The sequence below is a fragment of the Pseudomonas sp. MWU347 genome (assembly GCF_017947305.1).
GTDB classification, from domain to species: Bacteria; Pseudomonadota; Gammaproteobacteria; order Pseudomonadales; family Pseudomonadaceae; genus Aquipseudomonas; species Aquipseudomonas putida_A.
Window position 1 is genome coordinate 119,582 of sequence record NZ_JAFGZB010000003.1, and the last position, 16,118, is coordinate 135,699.

6 protein-coding genes are annotated in these 16,118 nt (G+C 60.4%); 3 read left to right on the forward strand and 3 right to left on the reverse strand.

The annotated features are described in order from the left end of the window. Positions 1 to 104: 104 nt before the first annotated feature. Positions 105 to 4,928 carry a DUF6543 domain-containing protein gene (locus KCG87_RS06980; protein ID WP_210557313.1) on the forward strand — a complete coding sequence of 1,608 codons (4,824 nt, stop codon included), beginning with the start codon at positions 105 to 107 and terminating at the stop codon, positions 4,926 to 4,928. A 24-nt stretch (positions 4,929 to 4,952) separates the two neighbouring features. Here the strand turns inward: KCG87_RS06980 and KCG87_RS06985 are convergent, their stop codons facing one another. Next, positions 4,953 to 5,447 carry a DUF934 domain-containing protein gene (locus KCG87_RS06985; protein ID WP_098964198.1) on the reverse strand — a complete coding sequence of 165 codons (495 nt, stop codon included), beginning with the start codon at positions 5,445 to 5,447 and terminating at the stop codon, positions 4,953 to 4,955. Continuing rightward, a complete protein-coding gene (locus tag KCG87_RS06990; RefSeq protein WP_098964197.1) occupies positions 5,431 to 7,089 on the reverse strand; it encodes a nitrite/sulfite reductase in 1,659 nt (552 codons plus the stop codon). Before KCG87_RS06990 ends, KCG87_RS06985 begins: the two co-directional genes overlap by 17 nt. 524 nt (positions 7,090 to 7,613) lie before the next feature. On the opposite strand from KCG87_RS06990, the gene KCG87_RS06995 reads away from it, so the two are divergent. Further along, on the forward strand, positions 7,614 to 8,687 hold the full coding sequence (locus tag KCG87_RS06995) for an ABC transporter substrate-binding protein (RefSeq protein WP_210557312.1): 1,074 nt from the start codon (positions 7,614 to 7,616) through the stop codon (positions 8,685 to 8,687). Positions 8,688 to 8,693: 6 nt separating this feature from the next. Here KCG87_RS06995 and KCG87_RS07000 read toward each other — a convergent pair whose 3' ends face one another. Further along, on the reverse strand, positions 8,694 to 8,912 hold the full coding sequence (locus KCG87_RS07000; RefSeq protein WP_007967863.1) for a DUF2970 domain-containing protein: 219 nt from the start codon (positions 8,910 to 8,912) through the stop codon (positions 8,694 to 8,696). Between the two features lie 177 nt (positions 8,913 to 9,089). On the opposite strand from KCG87_RS07000, the gene KCG87_RS07005 reads away from it, so the two are divergent. Further along, positions 9,090 to 16,106, forward strand: coding sequence for an NEL-type E3 ubiquitin ligase domain-containing protein (locus tag KCG87_RS07005; RefSeq protein ID WP_210557311.1), 7,017 nt, complete (start codon positions 9,090 to 9,092; stop codon positions 16,104 to 16,106). Positions 16,107 to 16,118: the final 12 nt, after the last annotated feature.

Genomic DNA, 16,118 nt, shown 5'->3' on the forward strand with positions numbered 1-16,118 from the left:
TGAATAGTTGATTCGAACTTGAAGTTTTTCATCGGCAATTCGCGCTTTTATAAAAAGGCCTGCTCGATAAGCTGTTGCTACTTTCAGTTTTCGAGATATTCAGAATGTCTTCCTTACCTGTACAGGCTGTCGCGCCTGTATTGACACCCGAACAAAAAGGCATGTTCTTTGAGTTAATCAAGAACAATGCTCCCGGCTGGCTGCTGTCGGCATCGGATGAACTGCGTCAAACACTTTATCAAAGCATGATGGCCAGCCATCGCGCCCAGAGTGAAATGGACCCGTTTCTGAAGACGCTCAAGTCGCCCGAAGCATTTTGCGCGCCGTTACTGACCAGCGCCATGTCGCAAAAGCTCGGCAAGTCGCTGGATATCAGCGGGGTGATTTTTCAGCATGTGCGCTCCACCTCTAGTCTGTTGGGCTTGCGCAGGAAACTGGTGTTGCCAGTCGATCGGGATCTGCTCACGGCCGCCTGCGAAAACTTCGAACTCCGTGAGACTCAGGCCACAAATTATAACGATACCTCCTTGATCTATATTCCCGAGAAAGTAACCGGTCGAGAAGCGCATATATTATCGATCCAGCCCCATGAATTTGCGCTGTTGTGTCGAACCCTGGACTTGGGCCAGCAATATCAGACTCATCTTCGTGCGGTCTTCAATGTGGATGCCGAGGCCAATCCGTTGCGCAGCAAGTTTACTGCGAACTTGCGGTGTCGCTTCGAGGTGGATCGGCACGTCGCATTGCTGAAGAAACACATCAGTGTCGAAGTGCATGAGATGTTGCAGGCAGTCAAGGATAACCGGGACACGATCAAACTGGGCAACAACACCCTGGGTTATCAGGCCTTGCGGATGCTTGGTGTCACACTTAACGGTGTGCTGTTTATCGGCCCGGTGAGTGAGCTCGCCGACAACGACTACCGTTGCGTTGTTTACCTGCCAGGTGATCCGTTGCACCCGCTCAAGGAGTATTCATCCTTCAGCGATTTCGAGAAACAGTTGAGCCAGCGGTTGAAAGGCGCAGCGTTTCGCCAATTCTTCATGCGCTTCATCAAGATCAGTGAGCGCGCAGCGTGGGTGACCGAACTCGATGGGCGTTTGTATCCGCACAGTCATTCAATCCTGCCTCGTGCCTCGTTCTACGTGACGTTGTCCGGCATCGATTTTGCGGGCGACCCGTTCACCCTGATGTATCGCCAGCACGCCGAACAGACCACGGCTGACGCTCGGCTCGTAGTGGTGCCAACGGACGATGAAGACGAGAAAACCCGGCTGGGCCGACTGGACACCTATAAGGCAATCGGGGTCGACCTGCTGTTGGTCGCCGTATCGTTCATACCTGTAGTAGGAGAGGCGTTATTGGCGGTCACTGCGGTGCAGTTGCTCTCACAGGTCTATGAAGGGATTGCCAGTTGGTCCAGAGGCGAGCAGGAGCAGGCGACGGATTACTTTTTTGATGTCGTCGAAAACCTGATTCTGATGGCGGCTTTCGCTGCGAGTACCAGGGCGGTAGGCACAGCGTTCAAAGTCGTCAGGTCATCGGCTTTTATCGAGCGCTTGCGCATGGTCAAACTGGCTTCAGGGCAGCCTCGCCTTTGGAAGCCTGACCTGCACGTGTATCAACAGCGTCGGGCCTTGCCTGCCGGAGTGCGTCGCGATGGCCGCGGCTTGCGTTGGGTCGATGGCCAGGCGTACCTGACGCTCGATGATCTGCACTATGCAGTGCGCCCCGAGCCTCAGACCGGGCTGTGGGAAGTGCAGGCGCCGCCGGAATCGGCGAGCCGCTATGCACCGCTGCTCGAAACCAATGATCGGGGTGCCTGGCGTCATGACAGCGAGCTGGTTCAGGACTGGGATCGATTGAAGCTGCTGCGCCGCTTCGGCCATCCCCGCGAGGAGCTGTCGGATGCCAGTGCGCTGCAGGCTCTGGCTGTCTGCGGTATCGAAGACAGCGTGTTGCGTCAGATCCATGTAGATCGCGGTCATCCGCCGGCCTTGCTGCTCGACACGGTGTGGAGATTTCGCGCCGATGCAGCGGTGACGGAGTTTATCGAGCAACTGCAGATCCCGTTGTCGGCCCCCATGGCGGATGCTGACCTGCAATTGCACCTGCTGACGACATCGGCCAGTTGGCCGGCAGACTGCGTCATCAGTGTCGTCGATGCAGCGGGCACGCCAATCAATCGTTATGGCGCACCCACCGCCACTACGATCCTGAAGATAACTCAGCAGGATGTGCATCGGGGGAAACTGTACCGTTCTCTGCTGGCTGCACTCGGCAGCCAGCGGCGCAAGAACTTGCTCGGCTTGACGAGCCAGGATTCGGCGGTTCAGACGCGCAAGCTGGTGCAAATCATCGGCCAGCAGGCACAAGGTCGCCGGCAGCCGTTGTTCCAGCGAATCTATCGACGCCACGAAGCGCCGAGCAATGGCCGGGTGGCGTTTCTGGTGAAGACCTTTGCCGATCTGCCTGCCAGTGTTGCCGAGGAGTTGGCGGGCAGTGCCCTGGATGGCGAAGCGCAGGAGCTGGACGCTGCCCGCGTACCATTGCGGCTGGCGCAGGAGGTACGCCGCTATCAACAGGCAATTGCTGTGTGTCGAGCCTATGAAGGCCTGTACCTGGATAGTGGCGGTGGCCACAGTACCAATCGCCTGGTGCTCGATACCCTTGAGCATTTGCCGGGCTGGTCAGGGGCTTCAGCGATCGAGATACAGGAGTGGTCGGGCAGCCATGACAGTGTTGCGACGACGGCGTCAAGCTCATCCAGTGAGCGGGTGGTCATCAATGTGTTGGCGGACCGCATCAGCGTTCAGCAGGGTAATGATGCTGCGCTGAAGTCATTTTCCGGGCGCACCCGCGAGCATTATTTCCAGGCCCTTTGGCATGGGTTGTCGGCGCAACGCAAGGTCGCGTTGGGCCTGTCGCTCGAGACCGGGGCGAGCGGGCTGCGGGAGAAAATCACCGAACTTGCCATGAAACGGCGAACAACGTTTGCCAGAACCATGGGCGGCCGTCCCGGCGATTATTCGCCCATGGCCCTGGCTGAACGGCCACCGGCAGGGCCCTGGGCGAACTCAGGTGTGAGCGTTTCAGTGATGGTGCGCCGTATTCAGGAACTCTACCCGGCCCATTCCCCTGCGCAGATCCATGCGCTACTCAACGTTTTGGGCCGCAATGAGATTCTGGTGCTGATGAAGCTGGAATTGCTGCGGCTGGAGTTTCTCGGTATTCGCGAAGTCTTGAATCGTTGGGTGACGCGGCAAACGCAGTACAAGGGGATCGATGGCTCATTGGTTGACGTTCCACAGTCAGCGAAGGCCCGTGCCATGCGCGCGATCATCCGCTGCTGGCGCAGAGAGCCAGGGGCCTCGGGCGACGCGCCACCCGACACCTTGAGCTTCGCTCCGGAGCCCTTGGGAGAGTTGCCACTGCTGGTCGGGGACTTCAGCCATGTCACGCATCTGGTCATGGAAGGCATTACGCCGCAGGGACTGACGGCGTTTTTGCGTCATTTCAGAAATTTGCGCAGCCTTTCCCTGAGGGGGAACCAATTGACCCAGTTACCGATGGCATTGGAGCGCATGCCCTGGCTGACGCATCTGGATCTGAGCGAGAACCATATTCGTCTATCTTCTGCATCGGTGCCGTCACTGGCGCGATTGAAAAAGCTGCGGGTGCTGAGTCTGGACTTCAATGCAGACCTTGCGCATGCCCCGGATGTCAGCTCGCTGCCGGATCTGGAAAGACTGCGCTTGCGCGGTTGCGCAATCGATCATTGGCCCGAGGGAACCACCGGTTTGAAACGACCGCAACTGATCGATCTGCGCGATAACCAGATAAGCACGGTACCGGAGGCGGTTCTCAGGGCTCCGCTGATGGTCAGCCGCGCCGTTCGCCTGATGGGTAACCCCTTGTCGCCTGACGCCTTGCGACAGATTGCGGCGTATCAACGGGCGAACAGCGTCAGTTTCGGTGTAATGGCCCGGGTCTATCAACACCAGCCGCTACCCAGCGTGTCGTATGAAGGTCAGAGTGCGCGCTGGCTGACCGGCAGGCCTGCCGTCGAAGCGATACCGCGCAGCGTTACCTGGGAGGCGGTAAGGGCAGCGCCCGGCTCGCGGGATTTCTTCAATGTACTTTCACAATTGATCCACACGGCCGATTACACCCGGTTGTACCCGTATTTCAGTCAGCGTGTGTGGAATGTGGTCGAGGCGGCCGCTGAAGACACGCGGTTGCGCAGCGAATTGTTCCGCACGGCGCGCGTCGCCACCAGTGTCGATGGTTATTCCGCGGTTTTCAGTGAGATGGAAGTCCAGGTTCTGTGTTACCGAGCCACGGTCGCGGCCGGGATCGATGGCGCGCCGCTGGAGCGGCAATTGACGCATTTGCTCAGAGGCTTGTTTCGCCTGCAAACGCTGGAAGAGCGCACCTTGGCAGAGATCAACGCCCGCGCCCAACCGAGTGTCTACGAGCATGCGCTCGAATTCAGTCTGGCCTATCGGGTGGGGCTGGCGGAACGTCTGAATTTGCCTGGGCAGCCAAGGGCGATGAGCAGCCCGTTGAATGTCGAGGTCTCGCAGGTAGAACTGGATCAGGCCAATCAGGCCGTGATGCGTATTGAAGGCTCTTCGGCGTTTCCCGACTGGTGTATCGGCCAGCGATTCTGGGTCGAGTTTCTCGAATCGGCCTACCCCGACGCTTTCGCCCTTGTCTATGTTCGAACTTCGCAGGCATTGGCGCGCCTGGAGGAGCAGGCGGAGCTGACGCGCGATCAGGCAGCGGTGCAGATGAACGCGATTCACGACAATTTCAGAAATGAACGTCAGGCGCTGATTCGTCAGCTCACCGATCAGGCACTGGCGCGCCATCCGGCCAATGAGCTGGCCAGTTCGGATACAGAAGAGGAGGGAAGTACGCCTTGAGCAGGTGCTCAAGGCGTATTCGAGTCAGCGGCGACGGAACAGCGGCAGCGGTTCGTCAGTGGCGGCCTGGTAGGTCACCGAGAAGTCTTTCAGGCTTTCCAGTGCCTCGTACGGGTCCTTGTCGGCGCGCAGGGCGAACGCATCGAAGCCGCAACGGTGCATGTAGAACAGCTGATCGCGCAGCACATCGCCAATCGCCCGCAGTTCACCTTTGAAACCATAGCGGTCGCGCAGCAGGCGGGCGTTGGAGTAGTTGCGGCCATCGGTGAAGGCCGGGAAGTTCAGCGCGATGACCTGGAACTGCGCGACGTCGTCACCGATTTCCTCGGCTTCTTCATCGGCGTCCAGCCACACACCCAGCCCGCCGTCGCGGGCCTTGAGCGCGTGAGCATGATCACGCCACAGGGCCAGCGGCACGATCAGGTCGTCGCAGTTGGAGATACCGTCGAGGGTCGCGTCCTTGGGCAGCAAGTGCCAGGTTTCGTCGACCACCTCGTTGTTCTTAATGATTCGCTGCATAGACGCGTTCCTTGAAGAGGTCGATGCCAATACGCTGGTAGGTGTCGATGAAGCGCTCGTCTTCGGTACGTTGTTCAACGTACACGTCGATCAGCTTCGAGATCACGTCCGGCATGTCGTCCTGGGCGAAGGACGGGCCGAGGATCTTGCCCAGGCTGGCGTCACGGCTGGCGCTGCCACCGAGGGACACCTGGTAGAACTCTTCACCTTTCTTGTCCACCCCGAGGATGCCGATGTGGCCGACGTGGTGGTGACCGCAGGCATTCATGCAACCAGAGATGTTCAGGTCCAGCTCACCGATGTCGAACAGATAGTCCAGGTCGTCGAAACGGCGCTGGATCGATTCGGCGATCGGGATCGATTTGGCGTTGGCCAGGGAGCAGAAATCGCCGCCCGGGCAGCAGATGATGTCGGTCAGCAGACCGATGTTCGGCGTGGCGAAACCACCTTCACGCAGCTCGCCCCAGAGGGTGAACAACTGGCTCTGCTCGACGTCGGCGAGAATGATGTTCTGCTCGTGGGACGTGCGCAGTTGACCGAAGCTGTAGCGCTCGGCCAGATCGGCGACGGCGTCCAGCTGCTTGTCGGTGATGTCGCCCGGCGCAACGCCGGTCGGCTTCAGCGACAGGGTCACGGCCACATAGCCCGGCTTTTTGTGCGCCAGGGTGTTGCGCGAACGCCAGCGGGCGAAACCCGGATGCTCTTTGTCGAGTTCGGCCAGGGCGGCAGTCTGGTTCTCCAGCGCCTTGTAGTCCGGATCGACGAAGTGTTTGGCGACGCGATGCAGTTCGGCTTCGGTCAGTGTGGTCTGGCCACCGCGCAGGTGTTCCATCTCGGCATCGACTTTCTGCGCGAACACTTCAGGGGTCAGCGCCTTGACGAGGATCTTGATCCGCGCCTTGTATTTGTTGTCGCGACGGCCATAACGGTTGTACACCCGCAGGATGGCGTCGAGGTAGCTCAACAGGTCCTGCCATGGCAGGAATTCGTTGATGAAGGCGCCGACCACCGGGGTACGGCCCAGGCCACCGCCGACCAGCACACGGAAGCCCAGCTCGCCGGCGGCGTTGTGGACCGGCTCAAGGCCGATGTCGTGGACTTCGATGGCCGCACGGTCAGCGGTCGAACCGTTGACGGCGATCTTGAACTTGCGCGGCAGGTAGGCGAATTCCGGGTGGAATGTAGTCCACTGACGGACGATTTCGCACCATGGGCGTGGGTCGATCACTTCATCGGCAGCGACACCGGCGAACTGGTCGGTGGTGACGTTGCGCAGGCAGTTGCCGCTGGTCTGGATCGCGTGCATCTGCACGGTGGCCAGTTCCGCGAGGATGTCCGGAATGTCTTCCACCGCCGGCCAGTTGAACTGCACGTTCTGCCGGGTACTGATGTGGGCGTAGCCCTTGTCGTAGTCACGGGCAATCTTGGCCATCATGCGCGTCTGACGCGATGTCAGTTGGCCGTAAGGCACCGCCACGCGCAACATCGGCGCAAAACGCTGGATGTAGAGGCCATTTTGCAGGCGCAGGGGGCGGAATTCTTCTTCGCTCAGCTCGCCTGCCAGATAGCGTCGGGTCTGATCACGGAACTGCTTGACGCGGTCCTCGATGATCCGCTGATCGTACTCGTCGTATACGTACATATAAGTCCTGTTCTCAGGCTTTGGGCTACTCGGAAAACGCTGCGTTTTCGCTTGCTGGAGTCCGATGGTGCCTCGGCAATTACGCGCGCACGGCCGCGCACTCCCTAACGGAGCCGGGGCAATATACCCGTTTGCAGTTATGCGCAAAAGTGATGTTTGAGTATATGTAAAGAACCAAATCGCCTAACGAGAATAGTTGTTGATTAACCCACATTTGTCGCGGGGACAATCATCGTCTTAACTGTGATCGAGTCTTTCTGCAATCACCGATAAAACCGACAAGAGGCGATGCAATGAGCAATCCGACCAAGGCAAGAAAAAGCGATAGCAGTGTCGATGCATGGGCCATTCTGTTCCTGATTATTCTGGTAGTAGGGACGGCGGTATTCTGGGTCAGTCATCAGTAAACGACCGATCCGGGTCCGCTTCCGACGATTGTCGGACAAAAAGCGGGATCAGGCGTCAATAGCCGCTGGTTCGAGGGCTATAATGCGCGGCCATTTTTCCTTGGGCCCGGATCATTCATGTTGAAGTTTTTCCACCTCAGCCTTCTGCTGTTCGGTGCGGTTTTCGGCTCTGCGGCCCGGGCCGAGTCGGTGCTGTTCCTCAATCCTGGTTCAACTCAGGAAGCCTTCTGGGTCAGCTACTCGCAATTCATGCAGGCGGCCGCCCGCGACCTGGGCGTCGATTTGCAGATTCTCTATTCCCAGCGCCAGCCGGAATTCACCCTGGCTCAGGCCAGAGTTGCCCTGCAGGGACCGAATCGTCCCGACTATCTGGTATTCGTCAACGAGCAGTACGTGGCGCCGCAGATCCTGCGTATGGCGGAGGGCAGCGGGGTCAAGCTGTTCATGGTCAACGCGGTGCTCACCCCCGATCAGCAGGCGATGATCGGCGAGCGTGCCGATCGCATCGGCAGCCTGGTGCCGAATGACGAGGAGGGCGGCTACCTGATGATGAAAGAGCTGATTCGCCTGCATCCTCCAGTGGCGCGGGGCGAACAGATTGAGGTGCTGGCGTTTTCCGGCCTGAAGATCACCCCGTCAGCGCAATTGCGCGAGCAGGGCATGCAACGCGCTCTGGCCGAGCATCCGCAGGTGAGACTGCGGCAACTGGTGTACAGCGGCTGGACCCGGCAGCGTGCCTACGAGCAGGCGCGACAACTGGTCAACCGTTATCCGAAGGTGTCGCTGGTGTGGGCAGCCAATGATGAAATGGCGTTCGGCGCCATGCATGCGTTTGCCGAAGCCGGCAAAGTCCCTGGCAAGGATGTGCTGTTCAGCGCGGTCAATACCTCACCCGAGGCGTTGCAGGCGGTGGTCGACGGGCGCTTGAGCGCGCTGGTGGGCGGTCACTTCACTCTCGGCGGGTGGGCGCTGGTGGAGTTGCACGATTATGAGCAGGGCGTCGATCTGGATCGTTTTGGCGGACGTGACCGGCAATTGTCGCTGCTGCAACTGATCGACAAGCATCAGGCACAGCAAATGCTGGCCATGGGCGCGTCGCCGGATTACGGCGTGAGTTTTCGCAAGTTGTCGGCCAAGGGCCACCCCACGTCGTATCGCTACCCGTTCAGCCTGCAGATCCTGATGCACTGAACCCCGTCAGACCCCGGCGAAATGCAGTACCAGCTTGACGATGACAAACAGCGTCAAAGCGAACACGGCGGTGAAGCCGATCCCCAGGATCACGAAATGGCTGGGCTTGCCATGGGTGAAGTCCCTTGCCCGGTTCTTCCCGCTTTGCACGCCGAATGCCGCAGCCATCACGCTGTGCAGCATCTGCCAGAAGCTCGGTGGCTTGTTGTCGACTGGATCGTCCATAAATCCCCCGTCCGAAAGGCTGTCCCGATAGCATAGTCAATCCAGCGGGTTGTGCCGTGGTCGCACGCGGGTTCCAGACTTGTCCGGTAACACGTCCATGCCGATACGATAACTATGTACCGCAGATCACCGTGGCGGACATGGTGTCCTGTCCTCCCATTTTTCAGGAGAGACAGGATGTCCACTCATCCCCCGACATTGCCCCGCGCACCGGTCAGCGCCAGCCTTCACGGCAAGCTGCTGGAGCAGATGATCCCCGATTGGCTGATCGCCGCTTCACCCGAGCGGCGGGCCGCGATGAAAGTGGCCAGTACCCGGCCAGCGCACGGCTATCACCATTTCTCGAATGATCAGCAACAAGCCTTGAAAGAGCGGGTCACGGCGGCCTTTGTCGCCCAGACCCGGCTCGACAAGACCATGGCCGGCCTTGAAAACATCGATGCATTTGCCCAGGCGTTGCTCGGTAAGGCACTCAAGGACCAGTTCAACGTCACGGTCGATCTCGGCAAGACCTTGCTGTGTCTCAGACGGCCCCTCGAACTCGGGGTGCTGGAAGTTGAAGTTTCCACGTTCGAAGTGTTGAAGCTGCCCTTGCTGCAAGCGGCATTGCACAACTTCGAGGCTTCGGAATGTGAAGCAGGTGCCTATCACGCCAGATCCGGTTTCGTGGTCGAGACGGCAACCCCGGGCGAGTTTCAGGCAGTAGACATCGGCATCACGGTCAGGCAGTTTCTGACGCTGTGTCGTTCGCTGGACGTCGGTGCCCGTTATCAGGCAAGGATCAAAGCGTTTTTCGAGAAAACCGACACCTTGCGCCGGCACTTCATTGCCAGCCAGAAAACCGCGTTGCGTGCCGCCGCTGAATGGGCGCTGCTGAAACAGGACATCGAGCCCGCCGACTACCGGATGATTCTGTCGGTGGTGGACGGCCAGATCTATCCGCAACTCGGCGGCAAGGCCGTGTGGTTTCGTGATCTGAGCCTGATGAAGCGGCGGATGACCGGTTGCGTGGTGTTCAGCATCAGCGAGCGCTACCGCTACACCAACGAGTTCATCGTCTACATTCCCCATGACCCACAACACCCGCTCAAGCGCTACACCATGGCGCAGATGCGTGAGGTGTTCAAAGGCAAGTTCACCGCTGCTGACCCTACGGCTTCCGCGCCAGGCCCGACTGCTTACCAGCAGTTTTTCAGTCAGTTCGTGGCCTATGCCGACCGTCCTTACTATTTCAGTCAGTTCACCCAAAAGGCTGCGGACTCGCCGAGTGACCCGTTGCATTCGATCTGGGTCAAGGTTGCACAGCTGATACCGCCACTGTCGACCATCGCGCGAATCAAGGAGCTGCCACCCGAAGCCCCCGGCAAGCGCGAGCCGCAGCCTGACCCGTTTCTCGACCCGTTGCCAACCACCCGCAAAGGCGTGGCCGGGATCTGGGCCGACAATACCGATCTGTGGCAGTACCTCTATGAGCAGCACCAGGCCAAATTTATCGCCGATGCGAAGGCCCACGCCGTCCCCACAGCGGATGTCGACGCCCGGGTACGCGCAGAAAAACTCAGTCATCTGCTCGAGCTCGGCATGATGGCGTTGAACCTGGTGTCGATGTTTGTCCCGGTACTGGGCGAAATCATGATGACCGTGATGGCCGGGCAACTGCTCTATGAATCATTCGAAGGCGCCATCGAATGGTCGGAAGGTGATCGCCAGGCTGCCAAGGCGCATCTGGTCGATGTGGCGCAGAACCTGGCGCTGATTGGCGTGATGGGCGCGGTCGGCAAGGGCGCAGGCCGACTCCAGGCGGCCTCCGCCGAGCCCGTGATCGAGCATCTGCAGCCGGTCGAACGGCCTGACGGCTCGGTCCGCCTGTGGAAGCCTGACCTTGATGCTTACGTCAGCGATAGTGTCCTGCCGGCGAGTGCCGTGCCTGATGCGCAGGGCGTGTATCGATTCGACGGCAAGACCTTCATTCGCCAGCAGGGCAAGGTCTACCAGACGCACTACGACGAGACCCTGAAAAGCTGGCGCATCCGCCACCCGCATGATCCTGCGGCGTATCAACCGATCCTTGAGCACAATCGACTGGGGGCCTGGCGCCACAACCTGGAGCGACCGTTGAGCTGGGATCGACTGACCCTGCTGCGGCGCATCGGTCACTCGACTGAGGCGTTTTCGGATGCGCAACTGCTCGAAATCGCCGATGTCAGTGGTGTCAGTGATGAAGCCCTGCGCCAGATGCACCTCGATCATCAGCCAGCGCCACTGGCCCTGGCCGACACTTTGCGCCTGTATGAAGCGGAGCAGCAGGTCGGGCGGCTGATCGATCAGGTCGAACGAGGAACCCCCCTGGATGATTCGTATCTGCTGACGCTGCCAATGCTCACGCAAATGCCGCGCTGGCCGAGCGGAAAGATTCTGCAAGTCTTCGACGGAGCGCAGCTGTCCGGCCCCAGCCGGCTGTTCGGCGCAGAATCAGGCTTGATCGAGGGCCAGACGCATACACCGATCCAGGTGACCCGCGCCGAAGTGCTCGACGGCCAATTGCCTGAACGTATTCTGGCCGCGCTGGATGAGCCGCAAACACGTTGGCTGCTGGGCGCCGAGCCGGCGCGTGTGGTCGAATCGCGGCCGCTGGAACTGCGCAAACAGATCGCCGATTACCTGCGCACCCGGCAACCGGCGATGTTCGACAGGCTCTATGACGAGCCCGCGTTGAACGACCGGCGAATCGCCAGGCTGCAAGCCGCGACACCGGGGTTGGGCAGTTCGGCGGCAATCCGCGTGCTGCTGGAGGCGAACGCCGAGGAGCTGGCGCGCCTGCAAAGCGGCAAGCGGGTGCCGTTGCGGCTGCTGGAGATCTCCCGTGAATTTGCCCGGCGACGCCGCTTCAACCACGCGGTCGCCGGCCTGCACATGGAAAATTCCGGCGGCAGCGAAAGCCAATGGCTGACCTTGCGCGCCCTGGAACGACTGCCGGGCTGGTCGGACGAGGTGCGTCTCGAGGTGCGCGAAGGTAGCCTCGACGGGCCGTTGATTGACAGTGTCGGCAGCGAAAGTGCCGGCCAAACCAAGTATCTGGTCAAGCGCGGGCCGGTCTATCAGGCGTACAACGAGCGCGGCGAAGAGCTGAACAGCATTCCGCGTCACGGCGACAACTTTTTTGCCTCAATCCTCCATGCCTTGCCCGACCAGTCGCGACAGGCCCTGGGTTTTACCCAGGTTGCGCGTAGCGCCGGACTGCGTCGGGCACTGATCCGGTATGTGGCCCGACACCGTGCCGAACTGGCTCGACTGGCGAGCAGACGCCATGGCCACAAGCAACGCTTCAAGGCGCCGGTGCGGATACGCCAGCACGGGCTCGGTTATTACGCCAGCGGTCGCGGCGAAGGCGTCAATCCGTTGCTGGTGACGCGCGTGCAGGACGTGTATCCGGCGCTTACCGATCAGCAAGCGGGCGGGTTCATCCTCAGACAACTGGCAACCGGCCGGACTGACGCGCAGATCTACGAGCTGTTGCAAAGGCGCCTGCGTGAATGGCAGGAACTCGAATCGTCGCTGGCGCAATGGGAAGGTGTGCCGGCCCCTGAGTCGACGCTGGAGTCGATGATCGGCGGCCGATCCAGCGTGGTGCGCAGCCTCAAGCAGAGCTGGCGCAATTCGCCGCTGGCCGATCGTCACGTGAGTGCGGCACGCCTCGATCTGACCTGCGATGACCCGTTGCCGGTGCTGACGGCGGACTTCTCGCATGTGCGCGATCTGCGAGTCAGGGGGCGGTGCATCAGCGATGCCAACGTCGATGAACTGTTGGGCAGTTTCCCCAGGCTCAAGTCGCTGCGCATCAACGCCACCGCAGAAGCGTTCACCAACGTGCCGGCGGTGTTGCAGAACCTGCCGGAATTCACTGACCTGACGCTTTACAGCGCAATGCCCTTTGCCGCTGACATGCCGGCACGTCTGGCTCAACTGACCCGTCTTGAAGCATTGAGCGTCAGCACCTCGAGCTATCAGCCGCTGGCCTTCGATGTCAGCGGCATGCGTAATCTGCGCACACTGGAAATCGTCGCCTACTCATTGTTCGACTGGCCTGCGGGGGTGCTGGAGTTACCGGCCCTGGAACGTCTGAACCTCAGAGACACGGGGATCAGCACCGTGCCGGCAGCACTGCTGCAGGGCCATGAAAAACTCTGGTCGGGGCTGTCGCTGGACTGGTCAAGATTCTCCCGGGAAAACTTCACCGGCGTGTACGAATACATCAAGACCCATCCGGAACACCTGATCGATCGAGAGACGATGGTCAGGGATTATTGCCGCGGCGAGTTGCGGCGCCTGGGCGAGGGCGTGAATCAATCGCCCGAGGGGGTGTTCAATCGTTTCTTCGAGCAATGGCCGAATGAGCAGCAGCGTTTCACCGCCATCAATGCCTTGAGCGATCAATATGCCGCGCTGGATAGCCAACTCAATCAGTGGCAGCAGCGCGTGGTGGTGTCGGCAGAATCGCTGCGCGAACTTGTCGCGCGATCAAACCTGGCCCATGTCCTGAAAACCAGTTGGCGCAAGGGCATGTTCAAGCGCTATGGCGCGACCATCAGCGCTTCGACTCTGGACTTGTCGGGGCTGATGCTCAGCGACCTGCCGGCGTTACCCGCTGACGCATTTGCGCATGTACGCACGCTGCTGCTCAACGGCCAGCGCGTTGCGGCCGCGCAGATGCGCGGTTTTCTCAGTGCGTTCAGCGAATTGCGAACCCTTGATCTGAGTGACAATGCCTTGCACGAATGGCCGATCGAGTCGCAGAGCCTTTCGCGCCTGGTGCACCTGGATCTGGCCGACAATCAGTTGACCGACGCTTCAGGCCTGGAGAGCGGATTGAGTGGATTGCCTGCGCTCGAACAGCTGAATCTGCGGAACAATCCGCTGAGCGAACTGAACGTCGACAGCCTGCAACGTTTAAAGGCCCTCGACCTGCAGGCAACGCACCTGCAACAGTGGCCGACAGGGGCCGAAGGTCTGCCGCAACTGTGGTGGCTGGATCTGCGCGATACCCGTATCAGCACGTTGCCGCCTGCCGTACTCGAGAGCACCGCACTGCTCAATATCAACCTGACCGGTGCGCCGCTGACCGCAGCGGCGTCGGCTGAATTGCGTCTGGGGCAACTGCGGCTCGAGCACACCCTCGGCCTGCCTGCCGGCGCGCTGGATGCGTTTGCCCGGCAGCCAGTGCCGGCGACTTTTCCGCCGGCGGAGAACGGTTTGTCAGTGGCCCGGCAGTTGCTGCCGCTGACGCAGGCGCCTGTCAGTACCGGGCTGACACGGATGCGCCAGAACCTGCAGCGAGTGCAGCCGGCCCTTACCGATGAACAAGCCATGCAGGTGATCGAGGCGCTGCGTACCGAGGGTGCGACCGATGTGCAGATCGGCGAGCGGATCGCGGGCTGGAGCCAGACCTTTGAAACCCTCGTTCGCCGACTCAATGGCTGGCTGTATACCCGGGAAACCCGTGGCGTTGACTGGGTCATCTCCTCGCAATCGCGCAGCCTGGCGGCGTGGCGCATCCTGACGTGCTGGCGCGCAAGGTTATCGATTGTCGGGGGCGATGCGGTTCTGGATCTCAACGGCCTGCAATTGGGTGATCTACCGCCGCTGCCCGAGGACTTCGGGCATGTCAGCAGCTTGAACCTGACAGGCACACGAGTGACGGCCGAAGGCAGCAACGGCTTTCTCAAGTCCTTCACTCACCTGCGCGATCTGACCCTCAGTGGCAATGAACTCACCGCGCTGCCTGATGGCGTCCGGCAAATGCCGCAGCTCGAGCGACTCGAGCTTGCCAGCAACAACTTCACTGACACCGAGCCGCTGTATGCCGCGCTGTCCGGTCTGCAGCATTTGCAAACACTGGACCTGAGCTACAACCATCTTGATGCGTTCGACGTCAGCTATTTCGAGCATTTGCAAAGTCTGGATCTGCGTAATAACAACCTGGCCGAATGGCCGGCCGGGACGCTGTATGCGCAGCACCTGCGGACACTCAACCTCAGTCGCAACGACATCACCGTCATCCCCGAACAGGCGCTGGACGGTCAGCACGATGAGCTGATGGACGGCACCGACCTGACTGACAACTACAACCTGTCGGAGGAGTCGCTTGAAAGGCTCAGAACCTATCAGGCTGCGGGTAATCGCCTGCGAGTGCTCGGTTTCTCCAGTTCCGATCTGGAGGAAATGGCTGACGACGTTGCCGGCGGGCTCAGTGAAACCACCGACAGCATCGAGTCCGACGAAACCCTGCCGGGCGAACAGGCCCATGCGCAACAGAAGGCGCCGTGGCTGGCGAATCTGCCGGCGGAGCAGGCGTTGGCACGCGACAAACTCTGGGATCAACTCTCTGCCGAACCGGATAGCGCGGCATTCTTCCATTTGCTTGATCGATTGCAGGACACCCAGGAGTTTCGCGTGGCCAACGCCGATCTGACCCGACGGGTGTGGATGGTCATGGAAGCGGCGGCGGCCAACAGTGAGCTGCGCGAGGTGATTTTCGCCGGCTCGGCCACACACGGGACTTGCGTGGACGGGCGCATCCTTACGTTCAGTGGTCTGGAGGGCAAGGTCTTCACTTACAACGCCTTGCTCGATTTGCCGGCCGGCCGTCCGGGAATCCGCGGCGAGGCCTTGTTGTCGCTGTCGCGGCAGCTGTTTCGGCTGGACAAGGTCGATGAGCTGGCAAAAGCGGTGGCGGCGCGCAGTGGTTTCGACGAAGCCGAAGTCCGCCTCGGTTACCGGATCGGTCTGACCGGGGGCTGGGACGATGGACTGGAATTGCCCGGGCAGCCGAAAAACATGAAATTTGCCTCCGGTGTCACCCCGCAGCAGTTGGTCAATGCGCGGGCCGAAGTGGTCAGCGCGGAACGCTCCGAGAGATTTCTGGAGGACCTGATCCAGCGCGATTACTGGCTGGACTATCTCAAGGAGCAGCAGCCCGAGGCGTTCCGGCAAATGGATGAACTGCAGTTGATGGAGGAGGGCGAGGACGAAGGTCTGAGTGCTGACGATCCGCTGTATCTGAGCAGGTTGTTCGACCAGGCGGCCGCGCGAAATGCCAGGCTCATCGAATTGTCGCGAGAGGAGATCGAACGGATCGGTTTGTCTGCCGGCAACGCACAAATGCCCGGTACGTCCGGGCAAATGTCAGGCGGGTAAAACCCGCTGAAC

Coding starts and splice junctions, on each gene's coding strand:
- KCG87_RS06980 (WP_210557313.1), top strand. CDS start 105: ATGTCTTCCTTACCTGTACAGGCTGTCGCGCCTGTATTGACACCCGAA.
- KCG87_RS06985 (WP_098964198.1), bottom strand. CDS start 5,447: ATGCAGCGAATCATTAAGAACAACGAGGTGGTCGACGAAACCTGGCAC.
- KCG87_RS07000 (WP_007967863.1), bottom strand. CDS start 8,912: ATGGACGATCCAGTCGACAACAAGCCACCGAGCTTCTGGCAGATGCTG.
- KCG87_RS06990 (WP_098964197.1), bottom strand. CDS start 7,089: ATGTACGTATACGACGAGTACGATCAGCGGATCATCGAGGACCGCGTC.
- KCG87_RS07005 (WP_210557311.1), top strand. CDS start 9,090: ATGTCCACTCATCCCCCGACATTGCCCCGCGCACCGGTCAGCGCCAGC.
- KCG87_RS06995 (WP_210557312.1), top strand. CDS start 7,614: ATGTTGAAGTTTTTCCACCTCAGCCTTCTGCTGTTCGGTGCGGTTTTC.